Below are 25,077 nucleotides of genomic sequence, written 5' to 3' on the forward strand. Positions count from 1 at the left end.
ACGAACCCACCTTCAGAAATATATTCATCCAACGAATAAATTCCAAAGGTGGGTTCATCCTTTGCTATTGCTTATTTACTTCTTAAATACCAAATATACGGCCGCTACCAGAAACAAGCAAGCCAGCGCATGATTCCATTTAAAAGACTCTCCTTTAAAAGCAACCGTACTGAAAGCGACAAATACAACAAGCGTAATAACCTCCTGAATTACTTTCAGTTGAATCAAATTGAACGGTCCTCCATTCTCCCTGAACCCCATACGGTTAGCCGGTACCTGAAAGCAATACTCGAAAAAGGCCAGAAACCAACTGAATAAGATCACACCAATCAAGGGTAGGTGCTCAAACCAACTGAACTGTTGTTTCATTTTCAAATGTCCGTACCACGCACATGTCATAAAGATGTTGGATACGATCAATAAAAGAATAGTATAAAATCCTTGCATTTTCTAATTTATATAAGGGTGAGTAAAAACAAAACGTGCACCATTCGTATATTCCGGATCTATATTGACCTCACCTCCCAGGTGTTCCGCTATTATTCTGCAAATGGTAAGCCCTAAGCCAGATCCCTGTGAAAATTCATCCAGCTTTTCAAAACGTTCAAATATCTTTTCCTGTTTATCCAAAGGAATCCCCGGCCCTGTATCGGTAACAGTGAAACGAACGATACGGGCCTCTTCATCTACAAATAAGGACAAGTTGATCTCGCCTTCTTTCGTAAACTTGACAGCGTTATCCAATAAGCGTGATATCAGCTGGCTTAGTTGTTGAGATGCGGTCATTATCATAAAAGAACCTACAGAAGTATCGAATGTTAACTTTATATCTGAAGACAAATAATAACGGATATTACTCAAAGCCTCCCTGCAGCATCCTACCAACTCACAAGGTTCGATAGCCAGCTTGGCCGTTCCGGCTTCCAGACGCGAAAGATCCAGCACATCATTTACGAGGTTGAGCAAAAGGTTTGTGTTTTTACTGATAAGATTGACAAATCCGACCTTTTCTTCTTCTTCCGTTACAGGATCTGACAACAAGCAGGAAAATCCGACAATTGCGTTCAACGGAGTACGTATCTCATGGCTGATATTTGCTATGAACGCATTTTTCAATTGATTGGCTATCTCTGCATTCTTTTTCTCCTGATTCAGATTCTCTCTCGATATAATCAATGAATTGCGTTCCACGATCAAAGCATCCTTCAACTTCTGAATACGACGGTAATACAAAAATAAAACGATGAACAGAATCAGAAGGACCAAAGAAATAAGAATCACACAGGCTGAAAGACGCTGCTTCTCTTCTACCTGTATTTTGTTTAGCTGCAGTTCTTTCTCACGGACATTCTGTTCATTGATGTCATACGCAAGCCTTAAGTTATTGATCTGCCGTATCAGCGACTCATTATTATCTTTCTCTGTGATTTGGTATATCTGATTATATACGTCCAACGCTTCTTCAAATCTTCCCGTTTCAGATAAAATATTTACTTTAAGTTTCATTACTTCAAATTCGGGGTTATCAGCTAAAATGAAATCTATTAAAGCAAGTGCTTCATCATATTTTTTCAATTTCTTATAATAAAAAGCTTTTGTATATAGGAAATAGTAGACTGAGTAATCTTCATGAGGAAACATTCCTTCTTTATAAAAAGAAGAAGCTATAGCCAATTCTTTTTCTGCCTCCTCCAGTTTATCCTGATGTAAGTATAGATTCACCTGAAAAGAAGACATTAACCACTCATACCAGTTTATTTCGTAAACGATATTCTTTTTCTTATTTTCTTCATCCCTCCAACTCAGAACCTGCTCATATTTGGTCAAATATTCTTTTGCGTCATCTATATTCCCTAAACGTAAATTCAAATCGATCAGATAAGATAAAACTCTCAACTGATAGCCCGGATATTCACCCAATTTTTCCAATCCGGACAATACATCCCGGAAAGCGACAAGGGCTGCACTATCCCGGCGGCTGTACAAATAAATCAATCCAAGAATATCCGAACTACAGATCATCCCATAAACATGGTCATTTTTGTGAGCTTTATCATATAAAGATATTGCGTCGGCAATAACCTGCTCATACTGGCCGCTCTCCAACATCATATTCGCCTTATTCAGATGGGCATCATAAGAGATATCCGGATTTATTTTTTTCTCTTCAACCAATGAGTCTATATGGTCTACCCAATAATTATAACGATCCGTCATTCCATGATTATGACAATAGATCATCAACTCCGAGAGCGCCTTAAAACTAAACGTCAGGGAGTCTGCCTGAAAGCTTTCGGATAACAAAGCCTCGATATAAACAATGACCTCAGGCTGGTCGTAGTATTTATTGATATAGTTTTCAAGCTCTGTCAGCGTTTTTGCAGAACCAGCTACCGAGCGAGCATTTTGTAAGCGCAAATCGTCCTCCGATCCTTCCTTCTCTATCACAGCAAATGCGGTTTGAGAAAAAAACATCAATAAGAATAATATATATGTACAGGTACTTCTCATAATCTATACTTTATTGATTCCGGGGACATCGAACGGATGAATGAAAACAAAACGCGCTCCATCAGTATAAGCCGAATCAATGTAAACAGAGCCACCCAGCTGCTCGGCAATCATTTTACAAATAGCAAGCCCCAAACCGGCTCCCTGAACATAATCATCCAATTTTTCAAAGCGTCCGAAAACTTTCTCCTGCTTATCCGGTGGAATGCCGCAACCGGTATCGGTCACTTCAACCCGCACCTGTCGTTGTTCTTCATCTATATAGACTGCCAAATCAATTTTCCCCTGATGGGTAAACTTGGCCGCATTCGTTAAAAGATTCAGTAACATTTGCTGGAAGCGAACAGGGTCTGTATTCAAAACAAATGACTCATCCTGCATCGACAAAGTAAGACTTACCCCCTGCTCGACCCTGTGCAACACACTATCTATGGCGTCTTTACAAATGGAGTATAACCTGCAAGGCTTCAAAGACACGACCAAATTACCGGACTCCATATGTGAAAGATCCAACACATCATTTATCAGATTCAATAACAAATCGGAATTATTCTGGATGATCGATGAATATCCTCTCCTTTCGTCTTCATCACAATCCGGGTCGATAACCAAAGAGGAAAAACCGACTATCGCATTTAACGGCGTGCGTATCTCATGGCTTATATTAGCCATAAAAGCACTTTTCATATGACTGGCATTTTCAGCTTTTACTTTCGCTTTAAATAAATCGTTCTGGGATTCTATCAATAATTGCTTCTCATCCAGCAATTCGTTCTTCAACCGGCGGGAACGTCTTAAGAATTGGAGTAAAATGATAATAAGTATCACCAAAAGTATTAACACACAGCAGGAAATAACGAACAACCGCTGATTCTGCCTCACTTTCAGATGACTGATTTGAAGTTCCTTATCCTGAATATCTTTATCGTTCACATTATGCAAGGTACGGAGTTGTTCCACCTGTCTGATAAAAGCTTTGTCATTCCTTTCATCAACACCCTGAAGATATTTTTTATATAAAGCGACCGCTTCTTCATGCCTGCCTAAATGAGATAAAATATCTATTTTCTGACGGACCACATTGGGATCGTCATGTTGGGAAAGAATAGAATCGACCGCAGCCAAAGCTAAGGAATATGCACCGTTCTCACAATGGAAATAAGCCAGTTCATTAAAATAGGATAAAACGGCAATATTGAACTTTCCTGCACGCTCTATCTGACTTCCATACTCCACCATCTGTTCTAAGCTTTGTCTGGCCTTTTGCATCTCCCCCTTCTTTAAAAACAGATCCACATTAAAAGCATATGACATCCAACGATGCCAGTTAGAACGATTGACTATCTGATTTTTTCTATTTATCTCATCCTGCAGATCCAAACTGATCTCATATTTTTCCAAAGCGTCCCGTGCCTCCTCCAATCGACTGGAGGATAGTGCGGTTCTTATCATATTGGAGAGAATATAAATACGGTACTGCAAATCCCCATTCGATTCTTCCAATAAGCGCAAAGCTTCTTGGAAGAAAGAGAAAGCCAGACTATCCTGCTGGCTTGTCTGGTAAATGATTCCTAATGTTTCGGAACTACAGATTTGTCCATATACCTGCCTGCTCGCTTTTGCCTTGTTCTGCATTCTGACAGCTTCATCGACCGATAACTCTCCATCCCCCTGATATAAAAACTGCTTGCTTACAAAACTATGAACATCATAATATACATCAGGATTATCCTTTCTTTTCAAAATCAGAGAATCGATATAATGCGCCCACAACTGCAGACTATCCATATCCGGAATATTATAATAATAACGGGATAAATTCGATAAAGCATCGTAAACCATAGAGATAGAATCGACCGACGACGCCTTATCCAACATCGCTGTAAGATATTGAACTTCTACTGCTTTATCACGATTCATTGCCGCCAGTTCTTTCAGAGCCTTTAACACGCTTGCCGGATCACGATCTTCATGCAGGATATTTATCAAACTATCCGATTTATGGCTATCCTTCCCATATAGCTGCATAAATAGCATCAAAAACAATAACGGAAATATATAAATTCTTTCCTTTTTCATTTGGAATTCAAGACCTTATTAATAGTCGCAAAGATATGAGATAATTTCAAATATTGATGATTTTCAGAAAGAATACGCAATAGGGTGATAACAAAATTCTACTTATCTATTTTTTGTGGAAGATACTCTTTTTGAATATTGCTCATACTGTTCCAAATACTGTAACGTGCCTCCGGGTTGATAGCCTCCAGACGTGCCAGGACCTCTTTCATATCCGAACGGCTGGACCCCGATTCATACGGGCAGTTTTTGATCTGTTTGCGATATCCCCTCCACCCCGCTATACGGATCAGCTCTTTCTCTTCGACCAGGCACATCGGACGGATGATCTCCATGGCGAATTTATCCATCTTCAAACGCGGAGGCATCGTCCCGATCGCCCCCTGATGTGTCATATTCATCAGCAATGTTTCAAGAATATCATCCTGATGGTGTCCCAAAGCGATCTTGTTGCAGTCCTGTTTTTTCGCAATATCGAACAAAGCCTTCCGACGTGTCCAGGAACAAAGGAAACAAGGCGATTTACGCGTATCGGTAGAAGCGTCGAAACTTGTTTCATGGATGATAAAAGGCAATCCATGTTCGTCGGCACAGCTTTTCAGATATTCCAAATCCGAACTGTAAGGGATGTTGGTCATTACAATATGTGCGACAACCACTTCGAAGCGGGGATGATATATTTTGGAACGCCGTCCCAGCAGATCGACAAGGGCTAAAGAGTCCTTTCCACCCGACAATCCGATCAGGATACGGTCGCCGTCAGCAATCAGGCCATATTCATAAATAGCCTTTTTCACCTTCTCTTCTACTTTTCGGAACAGGAGCTCTTCTGCTGTCAATTTTGCCATATCTATTCTTAAATCGGGCACAAAAATAGATATTTATCCAATGAATTGTATGCTTAACTAAAAATATTATTATCTTTGAATCAGTATAATTATATTATAATAAGAGACATGAGCCGGTTATCTAAGAAACTGTTTTACACAATTGGAATTACATTACTTTGCTGCAGCCTGCAGGCACAGAGCCTGGACCAGGCAAAAAAACTATACAATGAAGGTCAATACGCCGAGGCTAAACCTGCCTTTGAGAAACTGGTGAAGCAAGCTCCCAGCAACTCTTCCTATAACCTTTGGTACGGTGTTTGCTGCTATGAGACCGGAGATATCGCCGGTGCGGAAAAACATTTGAAAGTTGCAGTGAAACGCAAAGTACAGGATGCTTACCGCTACCTGGCAGACGTTTATTATCAAACCTACCGCTTTGATGAAGCTGCCGAAATGCTGGAAGAATACATCGACCTGCTGACAAAGAAGAAACAGGATACGCAGGCTTTTGAAACCAAACTCAACCTGGCAGAGAACGCTCACCGGATGATGGAAAAAACGGAAAATGTGCAGATCATAGACAGCATCGTTGTCGACAAAGAGGATTTCCTGGCAGCCTATACATTAAGCGAAGAAAGCGGAACACTGGTTTCTTTTAAAGACTTCTTCCAGACAAACGAACCTGTCGCTTCCTCTGTTTATATGAATCAGAAAGGTGACAAGATTTATTATGCCCATGCCACGGATAACGACCGCTATTGCCTCTTCACTCAATCCAAACTGATGGACAAATGGGGAGACGAAAAACAGTTACCGATGAATATCAACAGTAATGAAGACGACAATTATCCCTTTGTCCTGTCGGATGGCGTTACGATCTATTATGCATCCAAAGGGAACGGATCGTTGGGAGGATATGACTTGTTCGTAACCCGTTATAACATCAATTCGGACACTTACCTGGCTCCGGAACAGTTGAGTATGCCTTTCAACTCACCGTTCAACGACTACATGATGGTGTATGACGAGACAAAAGAATTGGGATGGTTCGTTTCAGACCGCTTCCAACCGGAAGACAAAGTTTGTGTCTACCTGTTCATCCCGAACAACGAACACAGCCGTGTAGAAAGTGAAGACATCGAGATGAAGCGCGCCCGTGCCGCCATCACTTCCATACAGGATTCATGGAAACCGGGAAGCGATTACAGTAACCTGGTAGAACTGGCCCATAAGGAGATCCCTTACGGTGAAGTGAAGATCGAGAAAGATTTCGAGTTCGTGATAAACAACAGCCTAGTTTACTACAAACTGGATGAGATCAAGAGTCCGGAAGCCAAAAGTTACTACGGCAAAGTTGTTGCACTGAACAAACAAATAAAAGAACTGAATGAAAAGCTGGCAGACCTCAGAGCCTCCTATTCTTCCGGGAATAGTGCTAAAAAGGAACAGCTGAAACCCTCCATTCTGGAAGCGGAAGAACAATTGAACAGCTTGCTCGACCAGCCGGAAGAATTGGAAAAGAAAGCTCGTAACATCGAAATTAATTATTTAAAAAGCAACAGATAGAACACACAACTATTATGATCTGGGAAATAACCATTATTGTCTTCTTAATGCTGGTAGCCATCGTGCTTATCCTGCTGGAAATATTTCTTCTGCCGGGGATAACGATTGCCGGTGTCGGAGGATTCCTTTTCGCTGCAGCAGGTGTAATTTACGCCTATACTGTTGGTGAAATGGCGGGACATATCACCTTGTTCCTGTCGTTAACCGCCTTTGCCGCAGCTTTTGTGTGGTTATTACGCGCCAGGTCGTTCAACAAGGTTGCCCTGAAAACAGATGTCGACTCCAAACTGACGTCGAGCCGTGACCTGGGTATCGAACCGGGCGATGAAGGCATCACCCTCTCCCGCCTTGCCCCTATCGGTAAAGCACGTATCAAAGGTATTACGGTCGAAGCCAAGTCGATGGACGAGTTGATAGATGAAAATACACCGATCGAAGTGCTGCGCGTAGACGGCTACAACGTATTGGTAAAGAGAAAAGAACAAACAGATATTCACGCTTAATTTAATTTATATGGAAGAATTGAACTATTTGCCTTTTATCCTACTGGGTGCAGCGGTATTGCTGCTGGCAATTTTCTTTTACTATGTGCCGTTCCTGCTATGGATCTCGGCCAAGGTTTCGGGTGTAAACATTTCGTTGATACAGCTATTTCTGATGCGTATCCGTAATGTTCCTCCTTATGTTATCGCCCGTGCCATGATTGAAGCGCATAAAGCCGGTTTGAAAACTCTGACCCGTGATGAACTGGAAGCGCATTACCTGGCTGGCGGACATGTCGAGAAAGTGGTTCATGCACTGGTTTCAGCCTCTAAGGCTAATATAGATCTGCCATTCCAGATGGCTACTGCTATCGACCTTGCCGGTCGTGACGTATTCGAAGCCGTTCAGATGTCGGTTAATCCGAAAGTGATCGACACGCCTCCGGTGACCGCCGTTGCGAAAGACGGTATCCAGTTGATAGCCAAAGCCCGTGTTACCGTTCGCGCCAATATCAAACAGTTAGTGGGTGGCGCCGGTGAAGAAACGATCCTGGCCCGTGTCGGTGAAGGTATCGTATCGTCTATCGGTTCTTCCGAAAGCCATAAAACAGTATTGGAGAATCCTGATTCGATCTCTAAGCTGGTGCTCCGTAAAGGATTAGATGCGGGTACAGCTTTTGAAATCCTGTCCATTGATATTGCGGATATCGACATAGGTAAGAATATCGGTGCATTCCTTCAGATGGACCAGGCACAGGCTGATAAGAATATCGCCCAGGCTAAGGCCGAAGAACGCCGTGCAATGGCAGTTGCCCTGGAACAGGAAATGAAAGCAAAAGCCCAGGAAGCCCGTGCGAAGGTGATCGAAGCGGAAGCGGAAGTTCCGAAAGCAATGGCAGAAGCTTTCCGTTCAGGGAATCTGGGTATCATGGATTATTATAAAATGAAGAACATCGATGCGGACACTTCTATGCGCGAAGCCATAGCAAAGCCCGTTAATGCACCTTCAAAACCGCTTAAAGACTAAAAAGATGAGAGTTATTCCCGAATCCGAATTAATTATAAATGCAGATGGAAGCGCTTTCCATCTGCATCTTAAGCCGGAACAGCTGGCAGACAAAGTGATCCTGGTCGGTGATCCTGACAGGGTTTCAACCGTTGCTTCTTACTTCGACACGCAGGAGTGCGAAGTTTCCAGCCGGGAGTTTCATACTATCACAGGGACTTATAAAGGGAAACGTCTTACCGTTGTTTCCCATGGTATCGGTACGGACAATATAGATATTGTTCTGAATGAACTGGATGCACTGGTAAACATCGACTTTGCAACCCGGACTGTAAAACCGGCATTCAAACAATTGACGTTGGTACGTGTAGGAACGTCGGGAGGTCTTCAGCCATTCGTTCCTGTCGGTACTTATGTTGCTGCGGAGAAATCCATCGGTTTTGATGGGGTTATTTATTTCTATGCAGATACCGAACGTGTCAGGGATACAGCTTTTGAAGCAGCGTTGAAAGAACAACTAGACTGGAAACTTTCCGGTCTTTCACCTTATGTCGTTTCAGCCGATCATTCTCTGATAGAACAGATTACAGGGAACGATATTATCCGTGGCGTCACGATTGCAGCAAACGGCTTTTACGGTCCGCAGGGACGCGAATTGCGTCTGCCTCTTGCTGATCCGAAATTGAATGAAAAGATCGAAGCATTCGATTACAACGGACGGCAAATTACCAATTTTGAAATGGAAAGTTCATCTCTGGCCGGTCTCGCCGCCCTGATGGGACACCGCGCTATGACAGTCTGCTGTATCATTGCAGGCCGCGTAGACAAGAATATGAACACAAACTATAAAGGTTCTTTAACCGGACTGATAGAAACTGTACTGGACAGAATATAAATAATGTGGCAATTGCCACATTATTTAATTAGAAATGCCTGCTCTCTCTTTAAATATCTTTAATTGACGCTTTTCTCATATTTCATAAGTTTCTACCATTTGGGAATCTCCAGATTATCTTTATTGGGTAAAGATGGAAATTTAGCATGCGGCTCTGTCTGATACCAAAAAGAAGTGGAAGAAATATCCGATTTTTGGTTATTGTAGCGTCCGTCATGTCTCCAACCCAAATCTTGTATTGTCACTTTCAAATCTTTATCAAACCGGATCGGGTCCAGAATATGCCAGCGATAAAGTCCAAAAGCCGTAACCGCACGATATAAGCCATCAGGCCGGATTACCTGGTGCATCCCGGCATAAGGAGTCGTAAATTCCTGATATTGATGCGTCTTAGGATTTTCAAAATTATATGATCCGCAAAAATAATCTTCCGTTCCCGTTCCACAAATCGTCGGATTATTCTCATCTCCATCCATATAAAATTTAATCTCACCTTCTCCCCACCAACAATTATCATTTACACGCCAGGCCAGATAAGTTCCAACATATTGTCCTTTCCCTTTCACTCCGTCCAACAAAGTATGCAACGAGCCTTCCGTGGGATTTGAACGACGAAATTGAGCATGAAAGTAAGCTTCATCTTCAGGCACATCTGTCAAAGTGTAGTTTATCTGATAATACAATCTCATCTCATCACGATTATTGATATTCTCCAAAGTAATCCGTGCTTTCTTTCTAAAAGGCATTTTCCAATAACAATTAAAGGCACTTCCCGGATTTACACATACAGCTAAAGATGATAGTTGTGCATATTCATTATAAGCGCTACAGAAAAAATCACCTACCGGACACTCTACAGAAGGTTCCGTCTCATCATCCCAATACATCCTGATAATGGAAAAGCGCCAGTTTCCTGTCGGGGTCATCCAAATCTGCTGAATGGCTCCTGAACCTTCAATCTCAGCTATAGTTATCGTTTCTCCTGGTTTTACTATAATAAAAGGATTTACTTTCCATCCTTTACCTAAATCCTTAGAAGCAGCCCAGGCATTCGCTTTATTAATAACATCTTTATCTTTCAAAGGATCGGCGGTAGCTCCATTACCCTTTGCTCCTGTATAATTCTCAGGGCTTATGGAACGAGTCTTCGCATTTGATAATCTGGATAAATTTCCCATATTCATATCTAATCCGTTGAAAGAATAGTTCTGTGCATGGACAGCACACGTCAGCATAAACAAAACATAAGATAAAACACCTAATTTTCTCATTTTCGTAGTATTTAAATTATTGATATCTCAAAGTTTATGACCTTTCAAGGCAAAAAATCAAACAAATAGCATAAAAAACGATTCCCTGTCTTTTCAATATAGCAAATATAACAAATAAAACGTTTAAGTATAAGCCAATCGTTATAAATCAAGAAACAGCCTATTCTATCATATATTTAAAATAAAAATTAAGAGAAAGCAACTAAATCACGAATCATATTGTTTCATAAAAAAAGAATATCATGGAACGGGAGAAAACAATAATTAATTCGTTGGAATGGGGTAAAGAGATTTCCAACCGGGAAGAGAAAGAAAAGGTCGCCGAAAAGATTGCCTCTATGGTAACTGACAATGATATTATCGGTGTAGGCTCAGGTTCGACTGCTTATCTGGCCCTGTTAAAGATTGCCGAACGTATCCGGAACGAACAACTCCATATCCGGGCAATTCCGACTTCCCAGGAGATAAAGATGGCTTGCGCCAAACTCGGCATACCTCAAACAAGTCTCCTTGAACATAAACCCAACTGGACTTTTGACGGGGCAGACGAAATAGATTTCAGCCATAATATGATAAAGGGACGTGGCGGTGCCATGTTCAAAGAGAAGCTGCTGATCAGTTCCAGTCCGCGAACATTTATTATAGCAGACTCTTCTAAGATGGTCTCGAAACTAGGCTCCCGCTTCCCGGTTCCGGTTGAGATATTTCCGGATGCACTGGTCCATGTAGACCAAGCATTACGGTCATTAAGCCCTGTAGAAATAAAACTCCGGATGGCACAAGGCAAAGACGGTCCGGTCATCACAGAAAATGGAAACCTGATACTCGATGTCCGCTTCGACAATATCCCGGATAACCTGGAAAATGCCATCAAATCTATTACCGGTGTGATAGAAAGCGGACTTTTCATGCATTATGAAGTTCTGATATTGAGTAGCGAGCAACTATAAGCCAGGTGATCACCTTTTATTATTCACCTCGATGAACTCTTTCGGAGTACAGCCATTCTTTTTCAGAAAAGCCCGGTAAAAGCTCGTGCGGTTAGAAAAGCCTGATTTGAAGACAATCTCCTGAATGGTAAATTTGGATTTCAACAGTAAGTTTTCTGCTACTGCAAGTCTTCCGTCATATATAATTTCCTGCAGACCTTTATCAGTCACCTCTTTTAATTTACGATACAGGCTACGCACGCTCATCCCTAATTCACTAGCGATAAAATCAGGAGACAGATTCTCGTTTTGTATGTTTTTATTGATGATTGCATGTATTTTCTTTAAAAACTTTCGGTCTTCCGTATGTTGCAATTTACCCATATCCAACTCATAAACGCTTAACGGAGAAGCAAAGTAATCTTTCAAATCTTCTTTACGGTTCAGATGGCTTCTTATTGTCGTTTTAAGATATTCGCTGTCAAAAGGCTTTGTTATATAGAACTCAGCTCCCGCTTGAATCGCTTCTGTCTGTGTCTCAATATCATGTACGGCAGAAATTATGATCAAAGGGATATGAGAGGTACTTTTATCCGATTTCAACAAGGCAGCCAGCGTAATTCCGTCAATTTCTTCCATCATTATATCACATAATATGATATCAGTATGATTTTTAGACAGGAGATCAATCGCCTTAGAAGAGCTGTTTATCGGTAATACATTAAAATCAGAAGACAGGAGATCACATATATACCAAAGCATTTCCGGATCATCATCGATTACAGTGACAGTAGGCCGGTCCTCTATATATTTGTATTTTATCGAAGGTAAAACAAATTCGGGAATAAGAAAGTTACTGATCGTACCTATCCCATTATCTTTTTCTGTTTTAGTAATTTGCAACGGAGGCAAATCAACTGTAAAAGTCGTTGTTTCACCGGGAATGCTCCGGGCATTAATCTTTCCCGAGAGAAGTTTCACCATACTGGCTGTAATGGCTAATCCCAATCCATTCCGCCTCCACCCTTTTTGCTTCCCATAGTTATCCAGAATCGTAAACCGGTTAAAGATATGCCCGATGTCCTCTTCGCTGATGCCTTTCCCTTTGTTTATTACTAAGATCCTGAGATTTCCGTTTTTTGTAGAAATATCGACTGTTACCGGTTCCTCATTACTATATTTTACGGCATTTGATACCAGGTTAATCAGAATCGTAGTCAGAAATCTCTCATCGGAATTCCAAAAGAGATTAGGTTCATACTGCCTTATCACACTTATTTCCGAGCCTGATGTGTTAACCTTAAAGGCCTCGATCACCCGGTCTGCAATTTCTGAAACATTCAGGCTAGTTACCTCTGCCTGTTTATAGCCTGATTCCATCTGCTTAAAATCCATCAAATCACTGATCAACGAATTCATACGCTTTGCATTCCGGTTAATGACATGAACGTATTTTATTACCTGAGGACTTACATTCTTCTGTTCCAGGAGCAGTTTACAGGGTCCAGAAATAAGTGTCAGAGGTGTACTGAACTCATGGGCGATATCTGTAAAAAAGTCAAGTTTGGACTCATATAAGCGTTCTTTCAGTTCAGCTTCAGCCTTTGCTGTATTTACTTTTTTCAGTTCCAGGATCAGAGACTCGAATTTCCTCTTATTATATTCGGCCCGTATAAGTGTATAATAAAACAACAGGATAGGAAGACAAGCTATCACGGAAACCAGGTAATTCATGAAATAATCCGGTACATCTAACAGCCGATGCGTATAGAAAACATAAACGATTATGCCTAACACGAAATAGAATGTCCACAAAAGATACTCTTTCAAAAGACCGTTATAAAACTTATCATAATATATTTCTTTCTCTATATAGGCATGCATCCGCCAGTTTCCATAATATAATATAGGAATAGCAACGATCAGTTCCTTCAAGTGTTGAACCGGGATCATCTCCAGCTTGTTCAATGAGAAGCCGATCACCCAATGTATCGACTGCTGGCAGATAACAGTCAAAAGAATCGGCAAAATCCATTTCCGTATATCAGGCATAAAGTAGAATATCATATTTTCTACAAATGTATATAAATATCAGACTACAAAATGTAACGGAGAGTGACATTTATGTTACCATTTGCGCCAAAGCATATATCATAAATGCTCCTGCTTTTTTTATGTCAAAGACTTAAATACATTTGCACCGTAATTAATATTCAATCATTTCATTTAATAAGCAAAAGTCAACAGAGCCATGAAAACTTTAATAAAGAACTTTTTCAGTGTATTACGCCGTTTCAAGATGGCGACTATACTTAATATATTAGGGTTATCGATAGCCTTTACCGCTTTTATGATCATTTTGATGCAGTTGGATTATGACTGGAGTTTCGACAAGTCTCACAGAAAAGCCGATTGCATCTACCGTGTGGAAAGAACGTTTGGCGACGGAGTAACCATTCCTACGAACCGTCCGCTGGCGGATATCTTTTTTCAATCATCCCCACATATTAAAGCAGGTGCATTGGTTTCTCCCTGGCAAAAGGAAATCTATTTTACCATCGACAAGAATGGAGAAAAGGTCAGTTATCTGGAACCGATGATCAGAGTTTATCCCGAGTACACCGACGTTTTCGAGTTCGAGATGGTTGAAGGAACTACAAATGCGTTGTCACAACCGGAGCATGTATTAATACCGCAAAGTATAGCGAATAAACTGTTCGGAAACGAATCCGCTCTAAACAGGCAAATACAAGCTAACGACATTAATTATACTATTGGCGGAGTATACAAAGATTTCCCATCCAATACAGTGGTGACGAACAATATTTATTTTCCTATTCCCAAAGATGAAAATGCGCATGAATGGAACAATAACAACTATGAGTTATACATAAGGGTGGATGCCCCGGAAAACAGTGAGGATCTGGTAGAAAACTTTAAAAAGAATTTCGACACATCCACGCTGGGCGACGATTATACCTGGATCAGTTCCGTCGGATTACGGTTAACACCTCTCAGAAAGATTCACTTTACAACAGACACGACATACGATACTACACCTAAAGCGAGCAAGAATACACTGGCGGTTTTATTTGCCATAGCAATCATCATTATCGTTATTGCCGCAATAAATTTCACCAACTTCACCATGGCCTTAACACCTGCGCGTATCAAAAATATCAACACGCGGAAAGTACTAGGTGCCGAAGAAAGCACATTACGCCTATCGTTATTGACAGAGGCTGTTTCCGTTAGCATTGTTTCTTATTTGTTGTCTTTGATTTGGATACATATTTTGTCGTTCACATCCGTAACTACATTATTGGATGCCGACTTATCATTGAGCGCACACTTCCCTTTATTGGGAGTTACCGCTCTGATAGCCGTTTGTACAGGTACTCTTGCCGGGGTATATCCATCGTTTTATGTTACCTCGTTCCCTCCTGCACTCGTGTTGAAAGGGAGTTTCGGACTGTCGCCCAAAGGGAGGAAGCTACGCAATGCACTTGTCAGTGTACAGTTTATCACATCGTTTGCTTTAATTATCACGGCTTTGTTCATGTATCTGCAAAACCATTATATGATGAATACTCCGTTAGGGTATGAAAAAGACGAATTAATCGTGATGGATCTGAATAATACGGTACAGAAAAGCCGTGAAGCCTTTACAAACCAATTAAAAACATTCTCAGGTATAGAAAACGTAACCTATGCAGAAGTGTTATTATCCAGTTCCGACCAATACATGAGCTGGATGCGTAAATACAAAAATAAGGATATCGGATTTCAATGCTTGCCAGTCGATGTGTCATTTCTAAAAGTGATGGGTATTGATGTTCCGGAAGGACGTGACTTCAGGGAAGAAGACAAGAACACGGTAAACGGAGTTTATATATTCAATGAAAAAGCCCGCGGACAATACGAGTTGGAGATTGGTGAAAAAGTGGAGAACGGAGAAATCGTAGGGTTTATTCCCGACATCAAGTTTGCCTCTCTTCGCTCGGAAATAGCGCCGATGGCTTTTTATATCTGGGGGACAGATAATTGGGGTATAACACCCCTATATGCTTATATCAAAGTAAAAAGCGGTGCAAACCTGAAGGAATCTATGGAACATATAAAAAAAACCGCTCAATCCTTCGATCCGGCCTATCCTTTTAATATTCGTTTTTTCAACGAAGTATTAAACCGACTTTACGAGAAAGAACAAAAGACAACCACTTTAATAACTCTTTTCAGTATGCTGGCAATCTTTATATCCATTGTCGGCGTATTCGGTTTAGTTGTTTTCGACAGCGAATATCGCCGTAAAGAGATAGGAGTAAGAAAGGTGCTAGGCTCCAACACATTGCAGATAATAATCATGTTTAACAAAACTTATCTGCACATCCTTTGCCTCTGTTTTATCCTGGCTGTTCCTATTGCTTATCATGTAGTTGTCCGCTGGCTGGATAACTTTGCCTATAAAACACCGATGTACTGGTGGGTGTTTCTCATCGCATTCGCTATAGTATCGGTGATTACAGTCATTACCGTAACATTTCAAAATTATTGGGTAGCGAATGAAAATCCGGTGAAAAGTTTGAAAACAGACTAACACTGCCGTTTGATCTCTCTGACCATTTTGTAAAAAAGAAAGCCTCTTGCTTTTCGAACCGTTCGTCAGCAAGAGGCTTTCTTCATCTATATAAAGGATAAATTACCTCATAAATCCCTGGTCTTTCAGTACTTTCAACAGTACTTCAGAGAAATATTCATTATTCTTCTTCGTATAGCGGACATCTGTGAATACCTGTGCCAGCGTCTCTTTGTTATTCTCTTTTACAAATTGCTTATTGACTTCAAGCGCTTCCTTTTCACCATACAATTCATCGATCGATTCCGGAGTATAATCCACATAAGTCTCCTGATGAACCACTGCGGCCAGAGGTAGGCGTTCCACCTGTTCCGGTAGCGGCAGAGCCGGATAACCGACCGTCACCGTAACAATAGGGACAACTAAACGGGGCAGTGACAAAGCCTCGATGATTTTATCGGCATTATAAGCCGTAGTTCCCAGATAACAGATCCCCAGCCCCTTTTCTTCTGCGGCATCACAAAAAGCCTGGGCAAATAACATCGCATCGATAGTCGAAGCAATAAAAGTCTGCAGATTATCAAATCCAGCCTCAGCCTTACGCTGTTCAGCCCACTTGACAAAACGATTGGCATCTGCACAGAAAGTCAGCACAACCGGAGCAGTCCTGATCATCGGCTGGTTGAAGTGAGCCGGAGACAGTTTCTCTTTATTTGCCTTGTCGCGGGTAACAACTACACTGTACAACTGCATATTACCGGTGTTAGACGCACGGGCTGCCACTTCCAGTAATTCATTCAACAATTGCCCGGGAATATCCTGCTCTGTATATTTGCGGATAGTCCTGCGATTTTTCAATCTATCTATCATATCTATATTTGTATAAGAAGTCTATCAATAACAAAGTCCCAGTAACCAGATCGGAAGTTTATTGTTCTGACTTTTCGGTTGGCCGTAAATAGCGGCATAGGCATTTTCCACCTCTTTGATCCGCTCATAATCCATCAAAGGATCACCCACCATAAATGTATATTTGTCATTTACCAGAAAGTCATTGTTCCCGAGCAATTCCACCGTTGCAAAATTCGATAGCTGGTCGACAAAGAAAGTCTCTCCCAGCACAACACGGTCATTCACGTCCTCTTCAAAGGCCATCAATAAATTCGTATTACCTAAATAAGTTTTCTGATAACGATGGTTTGCACTCTTATTCGACTGGTAGAATCTCAAACAAACCGCATCTTTCAGATAATCCAAATACCGTTTTACATCCGTTGCCTCCAACTTCAACTGTGTTGCCAGATCCGCGATATCGGACACATTGGGAATCTGCCCCGAAACCAGCATCATTAACCTCTTGATCTCATTCAATACCTGGTAGCCGACAGGGTAAATGGCAGGCAAATCTATTTCAATCGTATCCCTCACCCGGTCCTGTAAACGGTACGGATAAGCATCAGGATCATCCCAATAAAACGGATATTCGCCATGTTCCAGATAGTTACGGAAAATAGGAGCTACAACAATCTGGTCATTCACGTTCCTCGCGACCTCCGCATGGTTCTCCAGCAAATCGTCCAACGAGATCGGAGGCAAATCCAATACGCACTCGTATGAAAGATATTCCCTGAATGACATCGTACCCAATATATGGCAAGACACTTGGTTCTTAAACCCTCTCATTACTTTCGAGACCGGAAGTAAGGAAGATGTAGCGAAAACGATATGCAGATCCGGACAACGATCCAGTAATTTTCTGGTCTCACTCATCCAGTCGGAATAACGGTGCACGCTATCCAGAAACAGATGCGTACCTCCCTCTTTATAGAACTGCATAGCCACGTTGACCATCTTTTCCCGTTGAAAAAGAATACTATCCAGATCCAGATATAAAGCTTTGTCGGAATCATCAAAAGCCAACTTGATCCGTTGCAGTAATAAGGTTGTTTTCCCGACACCTTGCGAACCAAAAATTCCAATCAGACGATCATCCCACTGTATCTGTTTATAAAGATATCGCTGAAAATTGCATCTTATCCCTTTCAGCAATTGCTGATGGTTTACCCGGTATATGTCCATAAACTAAACTATTTGATACAAATGTAATACTTTATGACAATAATCACGTAAATTTGCATGACAAAAACCAATAAGAGAATGGACAAATCGAAAGTTTACTTTACAAACCTGCGCACAACACCTTCCAGCAATTTACTGGATAAAATGGAACGTCTTGTTAAACGTGCAGGCATTGCAAACATTGATTTTAAGAATCAATTCACAGCGATTAAAATTCATTTCGGAGAGCCGGGAAACCTGGCTTATATCCGTCCTAATTATGCAGCCCGTATGGCTACGTTGCTTCGTTCTTTGGGAGCAAAGCCTTTTCTTACTGATTGTAACACTTTGTATTCCGGACGTCGTTCCAATGCTGTAGACCATCTGGAAAGTGCGATGGAAAATGGCTTCAACCCTATTTCCGCCAAATGTGAAGTGATCATTGCCGACGGTCTGAAAGGTACCGATTACCGGGAAATCGACATAAACGGAGAATACTGCAAAGCACCGAAGATCGGTTCAGCCATTGCAGATGCCGATATTATACTGACGATGAATCATTTCAAAGGTCATGAGCAGACAGGCTTCGGCGGCGCATTGAAAAACCTGGGCATGGGTTGTGCCAGTGTCGGAGGGAAACTGGAACTGCATTCGGCTTCACAGCCGGTAGTCGACCGTGATAATTGTAAAAGCTGTAATATCTGCGTGAAACATTGCGCACATGACGCGATTCACCTGGATACAGACAAAATAGCCACTATCGACTATGATAAATGCGTTGGTTGCGGACAATGTGTGGCTCTTTGCCAGTACGATGCAGCCGTTATGGGTGAAGGCGATACATCCGAACGCCTCAACTATAAAATCGCGGAATATTCAAAGGCCGTATTACTCGACAAGCCTAATTTCCATATCAGTTTTATTATGAATGTCTCACCGGAATGCGATTGCTGGAATCATAATGATGCAGCTATTGTTCCGGACCTTGGCATTGCAGCGTCTTTCGACCCGGTCGCTTTGGACAAGGCATGTGCCGATATGGTAATCAACGCTCCGCTGATCGGAGGTAACAAACTGGCCGAAGCTCATCCGCACGAACTTCTGGAAGGGGAAGATAAATTCCATCTGATCCATCCGGATACCAACTGGCAGGCAGGTCTGGAGCATGCCGAAAAGATCGGACTGGGAACCCAGGAATATGAACTAATAACCGTATAAGTACACATTTATTTATGATCAATCAGGATACTATCTGTGCCGTATCGACAGCCCCCGGAGCCGGAGGCGTAGCTGTCATCCGTGTATCCGGCACTGACGCCATAACAATTTGTGACACAATCTTCGCTCCCAAGACCGAAGGGAAGAATCTTCAGAGCCAGAAGGCTTATACCTTACGCTACGGTAGTATCCGCCGCGGGGAAGAGTTGATCGACGATGTACTTGTCGCCCTCTTCCGCGCCCCTCATTCGTTTACAGGAGAAGACACCGTCGAGATCACTTGCCACGGTTCGGTTTACATCCAGCAACAGATCCTTCAGTTACTGATTGAAAAGGGATGCCGTTCTGCCCTTCCCGGAGAATATACGCAACGCGCTTTTCTGAACGGAAAGATGGACCTGAGCCAGGCAGAGGCTGTTGCCGACCTGATCGCATCCACATCAGCCGGCATGCACAAACTGGCTATAAACCAGATGCGTGGCGGTTTCAGTAATGAATTGACCAAACTACGCAGTCAACTGCTCGATTTCACTTCATTGATCGAATTGGAACTAGATTTCAGCGAAGAAGATGTCGAGTTTGCCGACCGTACCAATCTGAAGCAACTGGCTACAAACATAGAACAGCTGATACACAAATTAGCCGATTCATTCAGTGTAGGCAATGCCATTAAAAACGGTATTCCTGTAGCCATCATCGGCGAAACGAATGCCGGTAAGTCCACTTTACTCAACCTATTGGTCGGAGAAGAGCGTGCCATCGTTTCCGACATCCACGGAACAACCCGCGACGTAATAGAAGACACGATCAATCTATCAGGCATCACATTCCGTTTTATTGACACGGCAGGTATCCGTGAAACCAGCGATACGATCGAAAGCCTGGGTATCGAACGTACTTTCCAGAAACTCCGCCAGGCATCCATCGTACTTTGGGTAATCGACCTGACCAGCCCTGCAAAGCAGATCGAGGAATTAGCACAAACGATCATCCCGCAGACAGAGGGTAAAAAAGTGATTCTTGTATTTAACAAGTCAGACTTGCTTTCACCAGCCGAACTGGAAATCAAACAAGAATTACTTGGTAAAATCCCTGTTGACAGGTTATATATTTCAGCTAAACAGCAGTCCAATACAGAAGTATTGAAACAGCATTTGATTCAGGCCGCCGCCTTACCCGAAGTATCTCAAAACGATGTGATCGTCACCAACGTCCGCCATTATGAAGCCTTAACAAAAGCCCACGAAGCTATCGCCCGTGTAATCAATGGATTGGAAATGAATATCTCAGGGGATTTTCTGAGCCAGGATATCAGAGAGTGCATGCATTATCTGGGAGAAATTACAGGGCAGATCAGTAATGATGAGATATTGGGGAATATTTTCGGGAAGTTCTGCATCGGCAAATAGATAGTGATTACCGACGATTAGCATATGTTATCAATGATCATCAGAGGCTGTCTAACAAATTTAGACTGCTTCTTTTTTAATAGAAAAACAAACAAATCATGTCAGGTAACAGGTGGTAGACATAGAGCGAATTGTTGTAACCTATAAGTGTAGGATAGTTATATTTAGTACTTGTAAAGTAGTAAATAGTGGCAGATATGGTCTTACTATTGTAGATAATAATAAGAAATATCCTTTTTAACTCGATATTTAAAATTTAAACAAGCTCTCAATAATAATTTGTAGAGTTAATAGATAATCTGCATTTTGTAATCAGGGAAACTTTGTTTTTCGTATCTCAACTTTTTTTATTCAGTCCGGCCCTGATCCGGCTAAGAGATTGCGGAGTGACACCTATATATCCGGCAATTTCTTTCAAAGGGACACTATTGAACAACTCCGGCATCTTTTTTATAAAAGTCAGATACCGGTTCTCGGCTTTGGGACTCGACAGGTCGATAAGCAGATCGTCTTCATTGATGAGTATATTCACCAAAAGCTCCTGCATCCATTTCAGGAAAGCCGGAGATGAATCAGACAGTTTTTGTATGGTACTGTTTCTCATCTCGATGGCTATACTGTCACTGGACGAGCTGATCGTATAGCGGGAAGGATGTCCTCGAAAATATCCCCAGGAAGAAAACACCGTTTCTCCGGGGATGGAGAACCAAAGCGTTTGCTGCTCTCCGTCGCGTTCGATGTAAGCCCTCCATACACCTTTCTGTATAAAGTAGATCGAATCGTCCGTCTTTCCTTCTCCGATAACCGTACTCCCTTTCGGAAAATGTAACGTACGGAGAGTCTGCCGGAGCAGAGTTATTTCCGTTTCTTTCAGTTCACACTGTTTGCAGATTCCTTCTATAAATGTTTCCATTGTCACGTACTTTATCCATGATTAATAAACAAACGATTACCAGTGTCGTAGCGATATCACCGGCTGCTACCGCTAGCCAGATCCCTTTGACCTCCATCAACAAAGGTAATGTGAAAAAGAATACCACCGGCAATATCCCTCGCAGGATAGTCAGGGAAATGGCCCGTCTCAGCCGTTCGATACTCGTATAATACCCGATCATGATGATGTTGATGCCGAAAAACAGGTAATCCGTTGCGAATAACGGAAGACCGGTTACCGCATATTTCCATGCATCGCTCGCCGTATCAGGAATGAAAAGCGAAACGATGCTACGGGAAAAACAAGCGAACAAAGCAGTGATGACTAATGCGAATATCAACGTGAACGTCATGGATAAACGCAGCGCGTTGTCCGACCGTTTCATCTGTCCGCATCCGTAGTTATAGCTGATAATGGGCTGTGCCGATTGTACCGTCGCATTGAACACCATGAAAATGATCGGGAACAAGTAGCAGATAACACTGTAAGCCGCTACGCCGTTTGCTCCGAGGTGATCCATAAAGACATAATTACCTGCGATGATCATGACCGATAATGTGATTTCGCTGATGAACACAGAGAAACCCAGTTTGATCATATATCCTACATTCCGGAGTGTCAGTAATAAACTTTTGACACTCATTTTCAGCCAGACGAATTTCACAGTTACCAAACGTGAACGTCCGAACAGATAGATAAGCATGATTGCCGCCCCTACAAACTCACCGATATCGGTTGCTATCGCCGCACCGAACAATCCCCATTTAAATACAAAAATGAACAGATAGTCCAACACGATATTCACAATTGTTGCCGCAAGCATCGCCCACATGGATATTTTCGGGTTGGCAAGCCGTGTGAAAAACGGCAGAGCAACAACAAGTACGGTAAATGGAAGGCTGATGGAGAACCAGAAGAGGTACTCTACGACCATATCCTTCAAATATTCGTCAGAACCGAAAAGAGTTGCTATCTGCCCGGGAAACAAGGTCAGTAGCAATGTTATAATTAAACTGACAACGATCAATGCTATGACTGACTGGGTCAGGTTGATGTTGGCTACTCTGTATTTACCCTGTGACAAGTTGATGGAAGTGAGTATCCCACCTCCCATACCGAACATCAGACCGAGTCCGGCGATGAACATGAAAATAGGTGCTGAGATATTGACAGCCGCCATGGCGTCACTTCCTATCCCGTTCCCCACGAATATACCATCGACTACAGTGAACAGTGCCGATGCGGCCATTCCTAAAATCGTAGGAAAGAGTAGTCTGGTAAATAACTTTCCTACGTCCATTCTTCTAAAATCAAGGCTATCCCTCTGCATATCAATTTGTTTTTAATAATGACGGGCGCAAAGGTAGGACTTTAGATTCCGGATAAACTTACCAATTGGTAATAAATGATATGTGGTATAAATGAGCAATTTAGCCTAAAATATCATCGATAATAGCATACTGTTTTTCGAAGAATAACCGTCTTTCAATACGTCCGCAACCGGAAAGTAATGTGGATATTTTGCAGAGCGACTGGATCCATTCTTTTATTTTTTCAAAACTTTCTACCGAATTGTCGATCATGGAAAAACTGAAGTTGGTCTGGAACAATGCCAGGTGTTTATCTCCCGAAACATAATAGCAACTTGTGAATCCCATATTCATGGACGATACATAAAAGGCTATTTCCGGTGGAGTAGGCATGAAAGGAATATAAGTCCCGTTCAGTGATTTTTCGATTTTGGATAAGATTTCTTTCAGTTCACTTTTGATGTCATTTTTCTCCTGTGTTGTAATGATATGCATCCGGTAGAAATTATATATTTCTTTGGTCAGTGTCCAGATCAGCGAATGATCCCAGATATAGAATACTTTTCGGAATTTATAGACATCATTATACTTCTCTATGATTTGGTTCAACCGATAAGGGACTCTCCATTGAGAAAAGTTACTGAACTCTTCGGATTGTACAAAATAGTTTCCCCACTTGAAAAACATGAACTTGGTTATAAGAGGATGATGAATGTAAAACTCCGGGGGTAATATGTTATACACATTTCCGGCTTCTCCCGGTTCGTGCCGGTTAATCTCTTCCGTCTGTTTCAGATTGAATTCTATCATATCATACAAGGAGTCCATCGACTGAAGTTTGGAAGGAGATTCAAAAACGAACGGAAGCCATTGAAGTTCCACCTCTTTATACAGCAAACTATCCAGCGAGATATTGAAGGCCCTTGCCAGTATACCTATTTCCCTGACAGAAAAGTTTACTTTTCCTGACATTCTCCGATAGACAGATTCTTTTTCTAGCTTTAGGATATCCGATATCTGGTTTATGAGATTAACCTTTTTAGCCTCTTTTCTGTATAAAACCTCTATGAATACATCATGTAAATTTCTCTTTTTCATAATTATCAGATTTTTGTGGATGTCTGTTTATATCAAAACGAAATCTAGCCTGGCGAAATGTAAGAAAAAAACTGTAAAGAAGAACTGAAAGAAATGGATTAATGACGTTTGTTGCAAACTTTGATAATTGATCTTTTTGTTTTCTCTTTTTTAGAGAAAATGAAAAAACATTTTCTCTAAAAAGTACAAGACTATTTTATCCTTTCGACTATTCAGTAAGCCGGGGAAAAGAGAAGGCTTTCCGATTTCTCTGAAATGTAGAAAAGCTACCGGATAATTGGATAAAGTTGTCTTTCTCAATGTATTTCGGTCGCGTACTTTTGCCTTAGGAAAAAGAATATCCTATGCAAACGCAAAAATTAATATTAGTACTGATAGCTGTTCTGTCCTGTGCAGTAACCAGCGCCCAGAAGATTGCTTTAAAGAACAACCTTTTGATGGATGCCATGGCATCGCCTAACCTTTCACTGGAATTTAAGGTCGGAACCAGAATGACGATCGATATCCCTGCCAGTCTGAATTTATGGAGTTTCAGCGATACGAAGAAATTCAAACATTTTGCCGTGCAACCGGAAGTCCGTTGGTGGCTATGCCAGCCTTTTACTGGACATTTCTGGGGAGTGCATGCCCATTATGCTTCCTATAATGTCGGGGGTATCGGACCTTTTAAGACTATAAAGGACAACCGGTACGAAGGATGGTTGACCGGAGCGGGCGTCAGTTACGGCTATAACTGGATACTGGCTCCCCGCTGGTCGATCGAAGCCACTGTAGGAGTCGGTTACGCTTATCTCTCATATGATAAATATCCGTGCGGGAAATGTCAGCCATTGACCCGCCATCGGACGAAGCATTATTTCGGACCGACGAAGTTTGCTCTGACGCTGGTCTTTCTATTAAAATAA

General features: G+C 41.8%; 20 protein-coding genes. 9 read left to right on the top strand and 11 right to left on the bottom strand.

The features are described 5' to 3' along the window. Nucleotides 1-75: 75 nt before the first annotated feature. From DWW23_RS13185 to DWW23_RS13200, 4 genes are all read right to left on the bottom strand, one after another. A complete protein-coding gene (locus DWW23_RS13185) occupies nucleotides 76-447 on the bottom strand; it encodes a DMT family protein (RefSeq protein ID WP_122353755.1) in 372 nt (123 codons plus the stop codon). A gap of 3 nt (nucleotides 448-450) precedes the next feature. Next, the gene (locus DWW23_RS13190) at nucleotides 451-2,448 is read right to left on the bottom strand and encodes a HAMP domain-containing sensor histidine kinase (RefSeq protein WP_158583184.1); all 1,998 of its coding nucleotides are present in this window, start codon (nucleotides 2,446-2,448) and stop codon (nucleotides 451-453) included. A 66-nt stretch (nucleotides 2,449-2,514) separates the two neighbouring features. Further along, a complete protein-coding gene (locus DWW23_RS13195) occupies nucleotides 2,515-4,590 on the bottom strand; it encodes a HAMP domain-containing sensor histidine kinase (RefSeq protein WP_122353757.1) in 2,076 nt (691 codons plus the stop codon). A 98-nt stretch (nucleotides 4,591-4,688) separates the two neighbouring features. Further along, nucleotides 4,689-5,438, bottom strand: a complete 750-nt coding sequence (locus DWW23_RS13200; RefSeq protein WP_122353758.1) for an ATP-binding protein — start codon at nucleotides 5,436-5,438, stop codon at nucleotides 4,689-4,691. A gap of 108 nt (nucleotides 5,439-5,546) precedes the next feature. On the opposite strand from DWW23_RS13200, the gene DWW23_RS13205 reads away from it, so the two are divergent. Genes DWW23_RS13205 through DWW23_RS13220 form a run of 4 tightly spaced genes read left to right on the top strand, consistent with a single transcriptional unit; the run spans nucleotide 5,547 to nucleotide 9,369 of the window. After that, entirely contained in the window at nucleotides 5,547-6,986 is a 1,440-nt protein-coding gene (locus DWW23_RS13205) for a tetratricopeptide repeat protein (RefSeq protein WP_122353759.1), read from the top strand. A 14-nt stretch (nucleotides 6,987-7,000) separates the two neighbouring features. Beyond that, on the top strand, nucleotides 7,001-7,489 hold the full coding sequence (locus DWW23_RS13210; RefSeq protein ID WP_122353760.1) for an NfeD family protein: 489 nt from the start codon (nucleotides 7,001-7,003) through the stop codon (nucleotides 7,487-7,489). 10 nt (nucleotides 7,490-7,499) lie between these two features. Further along, the gene (gene floA, locus DWW23_RS13215; RefSeq protein ID WP_122353761.1) at nucleotides 7,500-8,495 is read left to right on the top strand and encodes a flotillin-like protein FloA; all 996 of its coding nucleotides are present in this window, start codon (nucleotides 7,500-7,502) and stop codon (nucleotides 8,493-8,495) included. A 4-nt stretch (nucleotides 8,496-8,499) separates the two neighbouring features. Further along, nucleotides 8,500-9,369 carry a nucleoside phosphorylase gene (locus DWW23_RS13220; protein WP_122353762.1) on the top strand — a complete coding sequence of 290 codons (870 nt, stop codon included), beginning with the start codon at nucleotides 8,500-8,502 and terminating at the stop codon, nucleotides 9,367-9,369. A 92-nt stretch (nucleotides 9,370-9,461) separates the two neighbouring features. On the opposite strand, the gene DWW23_RS13225 is transcribed toward DWW23_RS13220, so the two are convergent. Continuing rightward, the gene (locus DWW23_RS13225) at nucleotides 9,462-10,640 is read right to left on the bottom strand and encodes a glycoside hydrolase family 172 protein (RefSeq protein ID WP_122353763.1); all 1,179 of its coding nucleotides are present in this window, start codon (nucleotides 10,638-10,640) and stop codon (nucleotides 9,462-9,464) included. Between the two features lie 242 nt (nucleotides 10,641-10,882). On the opposite strand from DWW23_RS13225, the gene rpiA reads away from it, so the two are divergent. Further along, nucleotides 10,883-11,590, top strand: coding sequence for a ribose 5-phosphate isomerase A (gene rpiA, locus DWW23_RS13230; protein WP_122353764.1), 708 nt, complete (start codon nucleotides 10,883-10,885; stop codon nucleotides 11,588-11,590). Nucleotides 11,591-11,599: 9 nt separating this feature from the next. On the opposite strand, the gene DWW23_RS13235 is transcribed toward rpiA, so the two are convergent. Beyond that, nucleotides 11,600-13,636, bottom strand: a complete 2,037-nt coding sequence (locus tag DWW23_RS13235; protein WP_122353765.1) for an ATP-binding protein — start codon at nucleotides 13,634-13,636, stop codon at nucleotides 11,600-11,602. A gap of 184 nt (nucleotides 13,637-13,820) precedes the next feature. Between DWW23_RS13235 and DWW23_RS13240 the strand changes: the two genes are divergently transcribed. Continuing rightward, on the top strand, nucleotides 13,821-16,166 hold the full coding sequence (locus DWW23_RS13240) for an ABC transporter permease (RefSeq protein ID WP_122353766.1): 2,346 nt from the start codon (nucleotides 13,821-13,823) through the stop codon (nucleotides 16,164-16,166). A 102-nt stretch (nucleotides 16,167-16,268) separates the two neighbouring features. Here DWW23_RS13240 and DWW23_RS13245 read toward each other — a convergent pair whose 3' ends face one another. Then, a complete protein-coding gene (locus DWW23_RS13245) occupies nucleotides 16,269-17,015 on the bottom strand; it encodes a nitroreductase family protein (protein WP_122353767.1) in 747 nt (248 codons plus the stop codon). Nucleotides 17,016-17,039: 24 nt separating this feature from the next. Continuing rightward, nucleotides 17,040-18,224, bottom strand: coding sequence for an AAA family ATPase (locus DWW23_RS13250; RefSeq protein WP_122353768.1), 1,185 nt, complete (start codon nucleotides 18,222-18,224; stop codon nucleotides 17,040-17,042). A gap of 78 nt (nucleotides 18,225-18,302) precedes the next feature. Here DWW23_RS13250 and DWW23_RS13255 point away from each other — a divergent pair, with 78 nt between their 5' ends. Both DWW23_RS13255 and mnmE read left to right on the top strand, forming a co-directional pair. Continuing rightward, the gene (locus tag DWW23_RS13255) at nucleotides 18,303-19,421 is read left to right on the top strand and encodes a DUF362 domain-containing protein (protein ID WP_122353769.1); all 1,119 of its coding nucleotides are present in this window, start codon (nucleotides 18,303-18,305) and stop codon (nucleotides 19,419-19,421) included. A 17-nt stretch (nucleotides 19,422-19,438) separates the two neighbouring features. Then, a complete protein-coding gene (gene mnmE, locus DWW23_RS13260) occupies nucleotides 19,439-20,830 on the top strand; it encodes a tRNA uridine-5-carboxymethylaminomethyl(34) synthesis GTPase MnmE (protein ID WP_187576627.1) in 1,392 nt (463 codons plus the stop codon). A gap of 337 nt (nucleotides 20,831-21,167) precedes the next feature. Here mnmE and DWW23_RS13265 read toward each other — a convergent pair whose 3' ends face one another. The 3 genes from DWW23_RS13265 to DWW23_RS13275 form a co-directional block, all read right to left on the bottom strand. Next, nucleotides 21,168-21,743 (bottom strand): Crp/Fnr family transcriptional regulator, encoded by a 576-nt coding sequence (locus DWW23_RS13265; protein WP_122353771.1) that lies wholly within the window; start codon nucleotides 21,741-21,743, stop codon nucleotides 21,168-21,170. Beyond that, the gene (locus DWW23_RS13270; protein WP_122353772.1) at nucleotides 21,706-23,094 is read right to left on the bottom strand and encodes an MATE family efflux transporter; all 1,389 of its coding nucleotides are present in this window, start codon (nucleotides 23,092-23,094) and stop codon (nucleotides 21,706-21,708) included. The genes DWW23_RS13265 and DWW23_RS13270 overlap by 38 nt, the downstream gene beginning before the upstream one ends. Nucleotides 23,095-23,194: 100 nt before the next feature. Next, nucleotides 23,195-24,172: a helix-turn-helix domain-containing protein gene (locus DWW23_RS13275; protein ID WP_122353773.1), complete on the bottom strand. Its 978-nt coding sequence runs from the start codon at nucleotides 24,170-24,172 to the stop codon at nucleotides 23,195-23,197. Between the two features lie 344 nt (nucleotides 24,173-24,516). On the opposite strand from DWW23_RS13275, the gene DWW23_RS13280 reads away from it, so the two are divergent. Beyond that, on the top strand, nucleotides 24,517-25,077 hold the full coding sequence (locus tag DWW23_RS13280; protein WP_122353774.1) for a DUF3575 domain-containing protein: 561 nt from the start codon (nucleotides 24,517-24,519) through the stop codon (nucleotides 25,075-25,077).

It is taken from the genome of Parabacteroides sp. AF14-59 (assembly GCF_003479515.1).
Lineage (GTDB): Bacteria > Bacteroidota > Bacteroidia > Bacteroidales > Tannerellaceae > Parabacteroides > Parabacteroides faecis.

What these genes read in the sequence shown, in the direction of transcription:
- DWW23_RS13185 (WP_122353755.1), bottom strand. Translation starts at nt 447, where the DNA reads ATGCAAGGATTTTATACTATTCTTTTATTGATCGTATCCAACATCTTT.
- DWW23_RS13195 (WP_122353757.1), bottom strand. Translation starts at nt 4,590, where the DNA reads ATGAAAAAGGAAAGAATTTATATATTTCCGTTATTGTTTTTGATGCTA.
- DWW23_RS13200 (WP_122353758.1), bottom strand. Translation starts at nt 5,438, where the DNA reads ATGGCAAAATTGACAGCAGAAGAGCTCCTGTTCCGAAAAGTAGAAGAG.
- DWW23_RS13205 (WP_122353759.1), top strand. Translation starts at nt 5,547, where the DNA reads ATGAGCCGGTTATCTAAGAAACTGTTTTACACAATTGGAATTACATTA.
- DWW23_RS13210 (WP_122353760.1), top strand. Translation starts at nt 7,001, where the DNA reads ATGATCTGGGAAATAACCATTATTGTCTTCTTAATGCTGGTAGCCATC.
- floA (WP_122353761.1), top strand. Translation starts at nt 7,500, where the DNA reads ATGGAAGAATTGAACTATTTGCCTTTTATCCTACTGGGTGCAGCGGTA.
- DWW23_RS13220 (WP_122353762.1), top strand. Translation starts at nt 8,500, where the DNA reads ATGAGAGTTATTCCCGAATCCGAATTAATTATAAATGCAGATGGAAGC.
- DWW23_RS13225 (WP_122353763.1), bottom strand. Translation starts at nt 10,640, where the DNA reads ATGAGAAAATTAGGTGTTTTATCTTATGTTTTGTTTATGCTGACGTGT.
- rpiA (WP_122353764.1), top strand. Translation starts at nt 10,883, where the DNA reads ATGGAACGGGAGAAAACAATAATTAATTCGTTGGAATGGGGTAAAGAG.
- DWW23_RS13235 (WP_122353765.1), bottom strand. Translation starts at nt 13,636, where the DNA reads ATGATATTCTACTTTATGCCTGATATACGGAAATGGATTTTGCCGATT.
- DWW23_RS13240 (WP_122353766.1), top strand. Translation starts at nt 13,821, where the DNA reads ATGAAAACTTTAATAAAGAACTTTTTCAGTGTATTACGCCGTTTCAAG.
- DWW23_RS13245 (WP_122353767.1), bottom strand. Translation starts at nt 17,015, where the DNA reads ATGATAGATAGATTGAAAAATCGCAGGACTATCCGCAAATATACAGAG.
- DWW23_RS13250 (WP_122353768.1), bottom strand. Translation starts at nt 18,224, where the DNA reads ATGGACATATACCGGGTAAACCATCAGCAATTGCTGAAAGGGATAAGA.
- DWW23_RS13255 (WP_122353769.1), top strand. Translation starts at nt 18,303, where the DNA reads ATGGACAAATCGAAAGTTTACTTTACAAACCTGCGCACAACACCTTCC.
- DWW23_RS13265 (WP_122353771.1), bottom strand. Translation starts at nt 21,743, where the DNA reads ATGGAAACATTTATAGAAGGAATCTGCAAACAGTGTGAACTGAAAGAA.
- DWW23_RS13270 (WP_122353772.1), bottom strand. Translation starts at nt 23,094, where the DNA reads ATGCAGAGGGATAGCCTTGATTTTAGAAGAATGGACGTAGGAAAGTTA.
- DWW23_RS13275 (WP_122353773.1), bottom strand. Translation starts at nt 24,172, where the DNA reads ATGAAAAAGAGAAATTTACATGATGTATTCATAGAGGTTTTATACAGA.
- DWW23_RS13280 (WP_122353774.1), top strand. Translation starts at nt 24,517, where the DNA reads ATGCAAACGCAAAAATTAATATTAGTACTGATAGCTGTTCTGTCCTGT.